This window comes from Methylobacterium sp., assembly GCF_028290105.1.
Lineage (GTDB): Bacteria > Pseudomonadota > Alphaproteobacteria > Rhizobiales > Beijerinckiaceae > Methylobacterium.
In genome coordinates, this window is record NZ_JAQGKL010000189.1 from 1 (window position 1) to 13007 (window position 13007).

At 69.1% G+C, this 13007-nt stretch carries 12 protein-coding genes and 1 riboswitch; of the genes, 9 read left to right on the plus strand and 3 right to left on the minus strand.

Features of this window, described 5'->3' with window-relative positions; translation table 11 throughout:
- The 4 genes from ilvN to JWQ05_RS13560 all read left to right on the plus strand — a co-directional run.
- Positions 1-245: acetolactate synthase small subunit (gene ilvN / locus JWQ05_RS13545; protein WP_299659048.1), on the plus strand; the 245-nt coding region annotated here is incomplete at its 5' end.
- A gap of 650 nt (positions 246-895) precedes the next feature.
- Positions 896-1534 (plus strand): glutathione S-transferase, encoded by a 639-nt coding sequence (locus JWQ05_RS13550; RefSeq protein WP_299659051.1) that lies wholly within the window; start codon positions 896-898, stop codon positions 1532-1534.
- A gap of 176 nt (positions 1535-1710) precedes the next feature.
- Positions 1711-2730, plus strand: coding sequence for a ketol-acid reductoisomerase (ilvC, locus tag JWQ05_RS13555; RefSeq protein WP_299659054.1), 1020 nt, complete (start codon positions 1711-1713; stop codon positions 2728-2730).
- 217 nt (positions 2731-2947) lie between these two features.
- Entirely contained in the window at positions 2948-3601 is a 654-nt protein-coding gene (locus tag JWQ05_RS13560; RefSeq protein WP_299659057.1) for a pyridoxamine 5'-phosphate oxidase family protein, read from the plus strand.
- 46 nt (positions 3602-3647) lie between these two features.
- On the opposite strand, the gene trpS is transcribed toward JWQ05_RS13560, so the two are convergent.
- Both trpS and JWQ05_RS13570 read right to left on the minus strand, forming a co-directional pair.
- On the minus strand, positions 3648-4715 hold the full coding sequence (trpS, locus tag JWQ05_RS13565) for a tryptophan--tRNA ligase (RefSeq protein WP_299659059.1): 1068 nt from the start codon (positions 4713-4715) through the stop codon (positions 3648-3650).
- Between the two features lie 107 nt (positions 4716-4822).
- A complete protein-coding gene (locus JWQ05_RS13570) occupies positions 4823-5614 on the minus strand; it encodes a Fe-S cluster assembly protein HesB (protein WP_299659061.1) in 792 nt (263 codons plus the stop codon).
- Between the two features lie 147 nt (positions 5615-5761).
- Positions 5762-5861, plus strand: a riboswitch (glycine riboswitch).
- A 154-nt stretch (positions 5862-6015) separates the two neighbouring features.
- On the opposite strand from JWQ05_RS13570, the gene gcvT reads away from it, so the two are divergent.
- The 4 genes from gcvT to JWQ05_RS13590 all read left to right on the plus strand — a co-directional run bounded on the left by gcvT (position 6016) and on the right by JWQ05_RS13590 (position 11121).
- Entirely contained in the window at positions 6016-7191 is a 1176-nt protein-coding gene (gcvT, locus tag JWQ05_RS13575) for a glycine cleavage system aminomethyltransferase GcvT (protein WP_299659063.1), read from the plus strand.
- Between the two features lie 51 nt (positions 7192-7242).
- Positions 7243-7605 carry a glycine cleavage system protein GcvH gene (gene gcvH, locus JWQ05_RS13580; protein WP_299659066.1) on the plus strand — a complete coding sequence of 121 codons (363 nt, stop codon included), beginning with the start codon at positions 7243-7245 and terminating at the stop codon, positions 7603-7605.
- Between the two features lie 72 nt (positions 7606-7677).
- Positions 7678-10524, plus strand: a complete 2847-nt coding sequence (gene gcvP / locus JWQ05_RS13585; protein ID WP_299659068.1) for an aminomethyl-transferring glycine dehydrogenase — start codon at positions 7678-7680, stop codon at positions 10522-10524.
- An 84-nt stretch (positions 10525-10608) separates the two neighbouring features.
- Positions 10609-11121 carry a methylated-DNA--[protein]-cysteine S-methyltransferase gene (locus JWQ05_RS13590; protein ID WP_299659070.1) on the plus strand — a complete coding sequence of 171 codons (513 nt, stop codon included), beginning with the start codon at positions 10609-10611 and terminating at the stop codon, positions 11119-11121.
- Positions 11122-11128: 7 nt separating this feature from the next.
- Here JWQ05_RS13590 and JWQ05_RS13595 read toward each other — a convergent pair whose 3' ends face one another.
- Positions 11129-11851 (minus strand): GyrI-like domain-containing protein, encoded by a 723-nt coding sequence (locus JWQ05_RS13595; protein WP_299659073.1) that lies wholly within the window; start codon positions 11849-11851, stop codon positions 11129-11131.
- A gap of 246 nt (positions 11852-12097) precedes the next feature.
- Between JWQ05_RS13595 and dapF the strand changes: the two genes are divergently transcribed.
- On the plus strand, positions 12098-13006 hold the full coding sequence (dapF, locus tag JWQ05_RS13600; protein ID WP_299659076.1) for a diaminopimelate epimerase: 909 nt from the start codon (positions 12098-12100) through the stop codon (positions 13004-13006).
- The last annotated feature ends 1 nt before the right edge of the window (position 13007 follow it).

The window sequence follows — 13007 nt, forward strand, 5'->3', positions numbered from 1 at the left end:
CCCTCGAGCGCGAACTCTGCCTCGTCAAGGTGGCGGGCACCGGCGAGCACCGCACCGAATCGCTCACCCTCGCGGCCGCCTTCGGCGCCAAGACCCTGGACGCGACCCTGAACTCCTTCGTGTTCGAAGTCACCGGCACGACGGAGGAGATCGACCGCTTCATCGGCCTGATGACGGTCATCGGCCTCGTCGAGATTTCCCGGACCGGGATTGCCGCCATGGGGCGCGGCGCGGAGGCGATGTAGATCGGGCATGGCAGTCCGTGCCACGGCGACCATGGGAATGGGGATCGAGCGATGGAAGCGAAGCCGACGCGATTCGGCGGCGACCTCGTCATCTGTGTCCCCGCCGTGATCGGGACGAAGCACGGGTTCGCCGACGGATGATCCGTCGAGGTCGAGCGGCGTGTTCGATCCATCACGCTTGTCGAAAGAGGGGCGGACGCGAAGCGCCTCGGCCCTCACCACGAGCCGTAAACCATGCAAAGGGGTCCGGATCGCGGCTCGGAAACCGTCAGTGACGACGACCCACACCGGGGGTGTCTTCCGCGCCGGTAATTTCGTTCTCGTCGATGTCCCGCCGGTGGGTGGCACCGAGCGGGATGGTATCGGGCCCGCCCTCCTCGTCTCAGCCTCTGTAATGGATGCCGTGACCGAGCGAGGGACCGTTTGTCCGATCGCCCGAAATCGCGATCCGTGGCCGAGAAGAGCGAGGCTTCCCGCTCGTCTCAGCGAGGACGAGCCGGTCTGACGGCCCTGGTTCGGTCAGTCGACCGGCGGAAGCGTATTCTCGCGCCCTATGGGCCACGTGCCAGAGAATACGCTGACCTAAGATAGGGACAGACCCGTTGCGCTGCTCGGCCTGGAAGCCGATTGAACCAGCCTGGAAGGACGTCATGACCACGCTCTACTACGCCCCCGGCGCCTGCTCGCTGGCCTCCCACATCGCTCTCGAAGAAACCGGCGCGCCCTACGAGACCATGCGACTCGATCTCGCCAAGGGTGACCAGCGCGCGGCCGCATACCTCGCCGTCAATGAGCGCGGCCGGGTGCCGGCCCTCGTGGAGGGCGACTGGGTGCTGACCGAGAACACCGCCATCCTGCGCCACATCGCCCGCACGCATCCGGAAGCCGGCCTGTGGCCACAGGCACCGCGCGACCAGGCCCGGGTCGACGAGTGGCTCGGCTGGCTGTCCACCGGCCACCACATCGCCTACGCGCATATCCGCCGGGCTGAACGCTATACCGGCGACGAATCAGCCTTTCCGGGCATCCAGGCCAAGGGTGCGGAGACCTGTGGCGACCTCTTCACCATGACGGAAGTCAAACTCTCCAACGGCGGCTGGGCCGTCGGCGACGCCTACACGATCGCCGATCCGTACCTGCTGCTGTTCTGGACCTGGGGCCGCGGCCCGGCCCTGGGCTTCGACATGGCGGAGCGCTTCCCCGCCTGGACCACCCACGCCCGGGCCATGGCCGAGCGGCCCGCCGTGCGTGCGGTCTTCGCCCGCGAAGGGCTGACTTTGCCGGCCTGAAGCTGCCTGACGACCGAAGACATCCGGCAAAGCACCGGGCATGCGACAATTCCCCTTCCGTCAAGGGGATCGCCTCGCTAAAAGCTGCGCGGATCGCACGGCCGCGCGGATGTCGTTTCAGATGAGGGCGCCGGAGCGCACTCATGCCAAATCGAGAGAAAAGAGAAGGTACCGCCATGCGGGTCTATTACGATCGTGACGCCGACCTCAACCTGATCAAGGGCAAGAAGGTCGTCATCGTCGGCTACGGCAGCCAGGGCCATGCCCACGCGCTGAACCTCCGCGATTCGGGCGTCAAGGACATCGTCATCGCGCTCCGCGAAGGCTCGGCCACCGCCAAGAAGGCGGAGCACGAGGGCTTCAAGGTGATGAACGTGGCCGACGCCGCCAAGCAGGCCGATGTCGTCATGATGCTGACCCCCGACGAGTTGCAGGGCGACATCTACAAGGAGTCGCTCGAAGGCAACATGAAGCAGGGCGCCGCCCTCCTGTTCGCCCACGGCCTCAACGTGCACTTCAATCTCATCGAGCCCCGCAAGGATCTCGACGTGCTCATGGTCGCTCCGAAAGGCCCGGGCCACACCGTGCGCGGCGAGTACCTCAAGGGCGGCGGCGTGCCGACCCTGATCGCCATCGCGCAGGACGCCTCCGGCAACGCCCACGATCTCGGCCTGTCCTACGCTTCGGCGAACGGTGGTGGCCGGGCCGGCATCATCGAGACCACCTTCAAGGAAGAGTGCGAGACGGATCTGTTCGGCGAGCAGGCCGTGCTCTGCGGCGGCCTCGTCGAGCTGATCAAGGCCGGCTTCGAGACCCTGGTCGAGGGCGGCTACGCTCCCGAGATGGCGTATTTCGAGTGTCTCCACGAGGTGAAGCTCATCGTCGACCTCATCTACGAGGGCGGCATCGCCAACATGAACTACTCGATCTCGAACACCGCCGAGTACGGCGAATACGTCACCGGCCCGCGCATCGTGACGCCCGAGACCAAGGCCGAGATGAAGCGCGTCCTCAACGACATCCAGTCGGGCAAGTTCACCCGCGACTGGATGCTCGAGAACAAGGTCGGCCAGACCTCGTTCAAGGCCACGCGCGCCAAGCTCGCCGCCCATCCCATCGAGGAAGTCGGCGCCAAGCTGCGCGGCATGATGCCGTGGATCTCCGAGAAGGCCCTCGTCGACAAGTCCAAGAACTGATCCGCGAACTCAGCTTTTGGGAATTCGGCCGGGCATAGCCCGGCTGCCCGTGACGGACGAAGCCGGCCCTGCGAAAGCGGGGTCGGCTTTTTCGTGCGTGCGAACCCTCTCCCACAGCGGGGAAGGGAAGGTCCCCCGTTGTGATCTTCGTGAAACCCGGCAATCATCCCGGCCAACGGCCGCCCGGTTAAGAGCGGCCGAAACGCGGAGGACACCCATGGCATCGCTCTACTACGACGCGCATCGCGCGCTGCAGGAGGAGTACAAGACCGTCAAGCTCGCCGAGCGCCTGGATACCGGCTGGGTCCACGACGAGGTCGGCACGGACGAGGCGGCCTTCATCGGCAGCCGGGACATGTTCTTCCTGTCCACCGTCGATCCCGACGGCATGCCCACCGTCTCCTACAAGGGCGGCAGCCCCGGCTTCGTGAAGGTGCTCGATTCCCACACGATCGTATTCCCGGGCTTCGACGGCAACGGCATGTGGTACTCGATGGGCAACATCGAGGGTCAATCCAAGGTCGGCCTGCTGTTCATCGACTTCGAGACCCCGCACCGGGTCCGTGTCCAGGGTCATGCCCGGATGCTGCGCGACGACCCCCTGATGGCCGAGTACACCGAGGCGAAGTACCTCGTGCGCGTCGAGGTCACCAAGGCCTGGGTCAACTGCCCGCGCTACATCCACAAGTACCAGAAGGTGGCGCAGAACCGCTACGTCCCGACCCCCGACAAGGAGACCCCGCTGGCGCTGTGGAAGCGCCTCGACATGGTGGGCGACGTGATCTCGGACGAGGACAAGGCCCGCGTCGCGAAGGAAGGCCAGCTCGAACTGCCGGAATACGAGGCTCGGGTCGCGCGCGGCGAAAGCTGAAGCCACACGGCCGCCCTCTCCCGTCGGCGGGAGAGGGCGCGTCGCCTCAGACCGCCCGCAGGCGCGGCCCGCGCCGAACGAAGCCGACGATGTCCTTCACCGCATCGAGGGTCGGGGCCGCGATGGCCTCGGCCCGCTCGGCGCCGTCGGCCAGCACCGCGTCGATCTCGGCCGGATCGGCGACCAGGCGCTTCATCTCGGATCCCAGCGGCGCCAGGGTCTCGACGGCGAGTTCGACGAGCGCCCCCTTGAACGCCGAGAACTGTGCGCCGCCGTAGTCGCGCAGAACGTCCTCGCGCGAGACGTCCTTCAGGGCCGCGAAGATGCCCACGAGGTTGTCCGCCTCGGGGCGTCCGGCGAGCCCCGCGACCTCGGAGGGGAGGGCGTCCGGGTCGGTCTTAGCCTTGCGCACCTTGGCGGCGATCGAATCGGCATCGTCCGTGAGGTTGATGCGCGAATTGTCGGAGGCGTCCGACTTCGACATCTTCTTGGTGCCGTCGCGCAGCGACATGACCCGGGCGGCCGGGCCGCCGATCAGCGGCTCCGTGACGGGGAAGAACCCTTCGCCCGCGTCGTGCCCGTGGGCCGCGATCGACTCCGAGAAGTCGTTGTTGAACTTCTGGGCGATGTCGCGGGTCAGTTCGAGGTGCTGCTTCTGGTCCTCGCCCACGGGCACGTGCGTGGCCCGGTAGGCCAGGATGTCGGCAGCCATCAGCACCGGGTAGGCGTAAAGCCCGACGCTCGCGTTCTCGCGGTCCTTGCCGGCCTTGTCCTTGAACTGGGTCATGCGGTTGAGCCAGCCCAGCCGCGCGACGCAGTTGAAGATCCAGGCGAGCTCCGCGTGCTGGGGCACCTGGGACTGGTTGAAGACGATCGAGCGCCTCGGATCGATGCCGGCGGCCAGGAACGCGGCGGTGACCTCGCGGATCTGACCTTTGAGCGCGGCCGGGTCCTGCCACAAGGTGATCGCGTGCATGTCGACCACGCAGTACAGGCACTGCGCGTCGCGCGCCTGCATCTCGACGAAGCGCTTGATGGCGCCGAGATAGTTGCCGAGATGCAGGTTCCCGGTCGGCTGGACGCCCGAGAACACCAGTTCCTTGAACGCGGTCATCGCGCGGGGTCCTCGTGCGGATGGGGATGAGGCGGCGGAGAACGCGGGGCCGCGCTGCCGAGCGCCGGTTTCTGGACGCCGCGCCGGGACCGGTCAAGACTTACCCGTCAGGGCTCGCGGATCGTCCCGCCTCCGCCCGTGCGTGCCTGGCCTTCGGGACAGAGATCGAGGAGGACGCAGCGCCCGCAGGCGGGATTGCGGTGATGGCAGACGTGCTGCCCGTGCAGCATCAGCACCTCGTGATTGTCGTAGAGGGCCTGCGCGCTCCAATCCGCCGGAAGCTGTGCCCGCAGGAGCGGGTGGGCCGGGCCGACATCGATCCGGGGGCCGATCAATCCGGTGCGCTGGGCCACCCGGTGGTGGTGGCTGTCCACCGGCAGGGCCGGCATCCGCAGGACGCTGAAGGAGAGCACCGCCGCACTGGTCTTCGGCCCCACACCCGGGATCGCTTCCAGCCAGGCCCTGGCCTCGTCCACCGTCATGTCGCGCAGGAAGTCGAGGGTGAGGCTGCCGTGGCGCGCGCGCACGGTGGCGAGGATCGCCTGGAGCCGCGGCGCCTTCAGTTCGGGCCAGGTCACGCCCGCGATCGTCGCCTCGATCTCGCCGACGGGGGCCGTGAGCATCGCCTCCCAATCGGGGTAGTGCGCCCGCAGGGCCTTGAAGGCACGGCCCGATTCGGCGTTGCGGGTCCGGTGGGAGAGGAGCGACGAGACGAGTTCGCTCAAGGGATCGAGGCTGTGGAAGTAGGGAATCGGGCAACCGTAGACCGGGCAGAGGCGCGCATGGATCGCCAGCGCCTTGTCGGTCAGCGCGGGATCGATCTCCGCCGGAATGGCCTTCGTGGAGCGGGTCCGGCGGGGGCGGGGGCCGGCGAGGTCGTGCCCGGATGCGATCGGCATGGACAAGGAATCCCTGTCGAGTCGGAGGGTTCCAGGGGAAGCGCGCGGGAATACGGTCCGAATGACGGATCGGCGCAAGCGTAACGCGCGGGCCGGCAGCACCGCCTTGCCTGACGCAGTGCAATGTGAAACCTTGGACCCGTCAGTAATGGCGATACGGGAGAGCCCAGGTCGATCGACTTCGATCATGGCGCCGACGGAGCAACCACCCCCGGAAACTCTCAGGCACAATCACCGTATCGTCGGACAATCTGGAGAGAGGCGCCTGACGGCGTCCACCGAAGGAGAAATCTTCGGGCGCTCAGGCGCCTGGGGAGAAGCTCTCAGGTAACCGCGACAGATGGGGGCAGCCGGAAACGCTCAGTCGAGCTTCCGGAGGCTTTTCGTCGTGGAGTGACCCGATGTCCGCTGATCCCATCCCCCAGGACGTTGCCCGCACGCCCCTGCACGCGCTCCACCTGCGCCACGGGGCCCGGATGGTCCCGTTCGCGGGCTACGCCATGCCGGTGCAATACCCGGCGGGCCTGCTCAAGGAACACCTGCACACGCGGTCCGCGGCCGGCCTGTTCGACGTGTCGCATATGGGCCAGATCCGGCTCACGCCGCGCTCGGGCGACATCGCCGACGCGGCGCGCGCGTTGGAGACCCTCCTGCCCATCGACGTGCTCGGCCTGAAGCCGGGTCGCCAGCGCTACGGTTTGCTCCTCGACGAGACGGGCGGCATCCGTGACGACCTCATGGTCGCGCATTGCGGCGACAGCCTCCTCCTCGTGGTCAACGCCGCCAACAAGGCCGCCGACGAGGCCGACCTGCGCGCCCACCTGTCGGACACCTGCGACGTCGCCGTGCTGGCACGCGCCCTCATCGCCCTTCAGGGGCCGGGCGCCGAGGCGGCCCTGGCGCGCTTGTCACCCGAGGGCTCGGCACACGAGGTCTCGGCACACGAGGTCTCGGCCATGCGCTTCATGGACGTGAGGGCCCTCGACCTCCTCGGCACCGCCGCCCTCGTCACACGCTCCGGGTACACGGGCGAGGACGGCTTCGAGATCTCCGTGCCGGAGGACCGGGCCGAAGCCGTGGCCGAGGCGCTGCTGGCCGACCCCGCCGTGTGGCCGATCGGGCTCGGCGCCCGCGATTCCCTGCGCCTCGAAGCGGGCCTGTGCCTGAACGGCAACGACATCGATTCCAGCACGGACCCGGTCGAGGCCGGTCTGTCCTGGGCGATCCCGCGCGTTCGCCGTCGCGGCGGCGCCCGGGCGGGTGGATTTCCCGGCGCCGCGCGCATCCTCGACGCCCTGGAGAAAGGCCCGGCGCGCCGACGCGTCGGCCTGCGCCCGGAGGGCCCGGCGCCCGTGCGGGCCGGCGCACAACTCTTCGGCGACGAGACCGGCGAGCCCGTCGGCCACGTCACCTCCGGCGGCTTCGGGCCGAGCCTGCAGGCGCCCATCGCCATGGGCTACCTGCCCGCCGCCCTCACCGCGCCCGGCACCCGCGTGTTCGCGGAGGTGCGCGGCAAGCGCCTCGCCCTCGCGGTGACGGCTTTGCCCTTCGTTCCGGCGGGCTTCAAGCGCGCCTGACCGGACCTGTTTTTCCACACCCAGGCTGTTTCCCACACTCAGGAGAGATCGATGCGGAAGTTCACGGACGAGCACGAGTGGCTCGATTGCACCGGCGACGTCGCCACGGTGGGCATCACCAGCCACGCCGCGGAGCAACTTGGCGACCTCGTCTTCATCGAACTGCCGAAGGTCGGGGCCAAGCTCACCAAGGGCGAGGCGGCGGCGGTGGTCGAGTCCGTGAAGGCGGCCTCGGACGTCTACGCGCCGGTCTCGGGCGAGGTCACCGAGGTCAACGCGGCGGCGGTCGCCGACCCCGCCAGCGTGGCCGCCGATCCGCAGGGGGCCGGCTGGCTCTACCGCATCCGCCTCGACGATCCCGCCAGCCTCGATGGGCTGATGGACGAGGCGGCCTACGCGGACTTCGCGAAGTAGCGCGAAACCCGCTCCCGTTCGCGGGGGATGGCACGCCGGCACACCCCATATCTTCGGACACCCGAGGTCCCCATGACCACCGACCGCTACGACCCCCACGACTTCGCCAACCGCCGCCATATCGGCCCGACGACGCTGGAAATCGACGCGATGCTCGGCGTCGTGGGCGCCGAAAGCCTGCACGCCCTGATGGACGAGACCCTGCCGGCCGACATCCGCCAGGCCGAGCGTCTGGATTTCGGGGTCGCCATGACCGAGCGCCGGGTCATCGAGCACATGCGCGGCATCGCCGACCGCAACCGGCTCCTCGTGTCGCTGATCGGCCAGGGCTACCACGGCACCACGATGCCGCCGGTGATCCAGCGCAACATCTTCGAGAACCCGGCCTGGTACACCGCCTATTCGCCCTACCAGCCCGAGATCAGCCAGGGCCGCCTCGAGGCGCTCCTGAACTTCCAGACCCTGGTCTGCGACCTGACAGGCCTCGACATCGCCAACGCCTCGCTGCTGGACGAGGCCACCGCCGCGGCGGAGGCCATGGGCATGGCCCAGCGCATTTCCGCGAACGGAAAGACGGCGTTCTTCGTCGATGCCGAGTGCCTGCCCCAGACCATCGCGGTTCTGCGTACCCGCGCGGCGCCCCTCGGCTGGGAGATCGTGGTCGGCGATCCGGCGACCGATCTCGACCCCGCCCGAGTCTTCGGCGCGATCTTCCAGTATCCCGGCGTCTGCGGCGGGATTTCGGACCTGACGCAGCCCATCGCGGCCCTGCACGCGGCCGGCGCGGTGGCCGTGGTGGCGGCCGACCCGCTGGCGCTGACGCTCCTCACGTCGCCGGGCGAGATGGGCGCCGATATCGCCATCGGCTCCATGCAGCGCTACGGCGTGCCGATGGGCTATGGCGGCCCGCACGCCGCCTACATGGCGACCCGCGATGCGCACAAGCGCACCCTGCCGGGGCGCCTCGTCGGCGTCTCGGTGGATGCGCGCGGCAACCGCGCCTATCGCCTCGCGCTCCAGACCCGCGAGCAGCATATCCGCCGCGAGAAGGCGACCTCGAACATCTGCACCGCGCAGGTGCTGCTCGCGGTCATCGCCGGCATGTACGCGGTGTTCCACGGCCCCCGCGGGCTGAAAGCCATCGCGGCCCGTGTCCACCGCGACGCGGTGCGCCTCGCCGCAGGCCTGGAGACCCTCGGGTTCACGGTGGAGCCGAAGCACTTCTTCGACACGATCACCGTGCGGGTCGGCGCGTTCCAGGGCCTGATCCTCGCTCATGCCGTGGCCAACGGCGTCAACCTGCGAAAGGTGGGCACCGACCGCATCGGCATCACCCTGGACGAGCGCACCCGGCCGGACATCCTCCAGGCGGTGTGGCGCGCCTTCGGGGCGACGGACCTCGCCTATGACGAGACCTGGCCCGAGGCCCGCATCCCCGAGGCCCTGGTGCGGACATCCCCGTATCTCACGCATCCGATCTTCCACATGAACCGGGCCGAGAGCGAGATGACGCGCTACATGCGCCGCCTCGCGGACCGCGATCTGGCGCTGGACCGGGCGATGATCCCGCTGGGCTCCTGCACCATGAAGCTCAACGCCACCGCCGAGATGCTCCCGGTATCCTGGCCGGAATTCGCGGAGATCCACCCCTTCGTGCCGGCGGACCAGGCCCTCGGCTACCGGGCGCTCATCGACGATCTGTCCGATAAACTCTGCGCCATCACCGGCTACGACGCGATCTCGATGCAGCCGAATTCCGGCGCGCAGGGCGAATATGCGGGTCTGCTCGCCATCCGGGCCTATCACCTGTCGCGGGAGGAGGCACACCGCACCGTTTGCCTCATCCCGTCCTCGGCCCACGGCACCAACCCCGCCTCGGCACAGATGTGCGGCATGAGCGTCGTGGTGGTCGGCGCCGACGCGCAGGGCAATGTCGATCTGGCCGACTTCCGGAAGAAGGCGGACCTGCACGGCGAAAAGCTCGCCGCCTGCATGATCACCTATCCGTCGACGCACGGGGTGTTCGAGGTTCAGGTCCGCGCGATCTGCGACATCGTCCATGCCCATGGCGGGCAAGTCTACCTGGACGGCGCCAACCTCAACGCCCTGGTGGGTCTCGCCCGGCCGGGCGACATTGGCGCCGACGTCAGCCACCTCAACCTGCACAAGACCTTCTGCATTCCCCATGGCGGCGGCGGCCCCGGCATGGGCCCGATCGGCGTCAAGGCGCACCTGATCCCGTTCCTGCCCTCCGATCCGCGGACGGGCGAAGAGGGCGCGGTCTCGGCCGCCCCCTACGGCTCGGCCTCGATCCTGCCGATCTCCTGGAGCTACGTCCTGCTCATGGGCGGGCGCGGACTGACGCAGGCGACCCGCATCGCCATCCTCAACGCCAACTACATCGCCGCTCGCCTCTCGGGCGCCTATCCGGTGCTGTATTCCGGCGCGCAGGGGCGTGTGGCGCATGAATGCATCATCGACGTGCGGCCCTTCCAGAAGAGCGCCGGCATCAGCGTCGACGACATCGCCAAGCGCCTGATCGATTGCGGCTTCCATCCGCCGACCATGTCCTGGCCGGTGGCCGGCACCCTGATGATCGAGCCCACCGAATCCGAGACCAAGGGCGAGATCGACCGCTTCTGCGAGGCCATGCTGGCGATCCGCGAGGAAATCCGCGCCATCGAGGACGGGCGGATGGACCGGGCGAACAACCCCTTGAAGCACGCGCCCCACACCGTGCGCGATCTCGTGGGCACCTGGGAGCGCCCGTACTCGCGCGAGGCCGCCTGCTTCCCCTCGGGCAGCCTCGGGATGGACAAGTACTGGCCGCCGATCAACCGCGTCGACAACGCCTACGGCGACCGCAACCTCGTCTGCTCCTGCCCGCCGGTGGACGCGTACAGCGAGGCGGCGGAGTAGAGGGCGTCGCGCACGCCGGTGCCCGTTCCCCTATTGCCTGTGGGCGGGAGCGGGCACCGGCGCGGTGGCGTGATACCCTTCGCCATGTCCGAGACCCGCTACACGATCCTCGCGAGCCCGATCGGGCCCCTCGTCCTCGCGGGCGTGGATGGGCGGCTGGCCTGCATCGGCTTTCCGTCGGGCAAGGGCGCGGTGACGCCCAAATCCGATTGGCACCGGGACGACGCGGCCTTCGCGGAGGCGCGAGCCCAGCTCGGCGCCTATTTCGCCGGGCGCCTGACGCGGTTCGACCTCGCGCTGGCCCCGCGCGGCACGCCGTTCCAGCTTCAGGTCTGGCAGGCCCTCACGGAAATCCCGCCCGGCGAAACGATCGCCTACGGCGAACTCGCCCGGCGCATCGGTCGACCGAACGCGAGCCGGGCGGTGGGGGCGGCCAACGGCGCCAATCCACTGCCCATCGTCGTGCCGTGCCACCGGGTGATCGGCGCCGGGGGTGCATTGACGGGCTTTGCCGGCGGCCTCGAGACCAAGCGCTTCCTGCTGGCGCTGGAACGCGGCCGGCATACCGCGCCCCGGGAACAAATGAGCCTCCTGTGACGGCGCCCTATTTCGGCAGCGCGTAGATGTTCACGTCGAGCTTCTCGTCCGCCTTGTCATTCAGGTCCGTGACGTATTCCTCGATGAACTTGTCCTGCACCACCACGTCCTTGGCATCGAGATAGGCGGTCAGGGTCTCGTAGGTGCCGTCGATCTCGTCGTAGGAGCCCTTGTGGGGGAAGCGGAGCGCCCGCCCGCTCGGCGTCGTGCCGAAGCGCAGGCCGTCGGATTCCGCGGGCTTGGGGTCCGGCATCGCCGCGATCGGGATCATCGCGTCGTACTGGAAGCCGTCGTCGTCGGTCTTGGCGAAGACCGCGATCGGCCGGCCGACGGGCTGGATGCCGGCCTTGGCGAGATCCGCTTCGATGCGCTGGAAGGCGGCCTTGAGGCTCGGCACCGCCTCTTCCCACTTGGCGCGCCCCGCGAGGATCGCGGCGGGCTTGGCGGGCAGCGAGACCTCGTCGACGTCGTTGGCATCGCCCGGCGTCGCCACCAGGGTCTGGCGGGGCGCGGCCGGTGGCGTGGCCGAGGGGGCCGCACCGGCCTGCGCCGGAACCGGGATATCCGGGATCGCGGGATTCTTCGGGTCCGGATTGGTGGTGGTCGGCAGCGGGTTCGTGGCGGCCGGCGGCTGCGGCGTCGCGGCCGGCGCCTGGGCATGGACCGGGGCGGCGCAGGCGACCGAGAGAGCGAGGCACCCGGCGAGCAACGTGGGACGAGGGCGGGTCAAGGGGCGGACTCCGGAAGGTCGCTGAGGCCGGGCGCCGCCGAATCGGACGGGCCCCGGACCATCCAGACACCGTAGTCGCGATGGCACGGGCCGGCGAGACGCCGCCGGTGCCGGTCCGCACGAAGCGCATCCGGCGCGGCGCTTCTGCAACGCCGCAGCGCGCGCCGGCCCCGTGCGCGAGCGGTTGCTTTGGCCTATAGCCCTCACGGGCCTCCAACCCGGCGACAAGGACAGAGACACGGCCGCATGAGCGAGCTTGCCCACCGACGGTTCCTGAAGATGCACGGCGCCGGCAACCGGATCGTGGTGCTGGATCTGCGCGGCACGTCCGCCCGGGTCTCGGCGGAGGAGGCGCGCGCGATCGCGCGGCATCCGCGCTCGGCCTTCGACCAGCTCATGGTCATCCACGACCCACGTGCGCCCGGCACCGACGCGTCCTTGCGCATCTACAACACCGACGGCTCGGAATCCGGCGCCTGCGGGAACGGCACGCGCTGCGTCGCCTACGCCATGCTCGACGACCCCGCCATGGCGCGCCCCGCCGAGAGCGGGCGGCTGACCCTGGAGACGCAAGGGGGTCTGGTGGGCGTCAAGCGCGTCTCAGAGCGCTCCTTCACCGTCGACATGGGCCGGCCGAAGCTCGCCTGGGACGAGATCCCCCTGGCCGAGCCGTTCCAGGATACCCGCCGGATCGAACTCCAGATCGGTCCCATCGACGATCCGGTCCTGCATTCCCCGGGCGTCGTCAACATGGGCAACCCGCACGCGATCTTCTTCGTGGAGCGCGACCCCGACACCTACGACCTCGCCCGCATCGGCCCGATGCTGGAGAACCATCCGATCTTCCCCGAGCGCGCCAACATCTCGATCGCGCAGGTGCTGGGGCCGGACCGGATCAAGCTGCGGGTCTGGGAGCGCGGCGCCGGGCTGACGCTCGCCTGCGGCACCGCCGCCTGCGCCAGCGTCGTGGCGGCCGCGCGCCTGCGCATGATCGGGCGGGGCGCCACCGTGAGCCTGCCCGGCGGCGACCTCGTCATCGAGTGGCGCGCGGACGACCACGTGCTGATGACCGGACCGGTGGCGCTGGAATGGGACGGCAGCTTCCCGCCCGACATCTTCTCGCCGGACGGCGCCGCATGCGAAGACCCGAACTGAT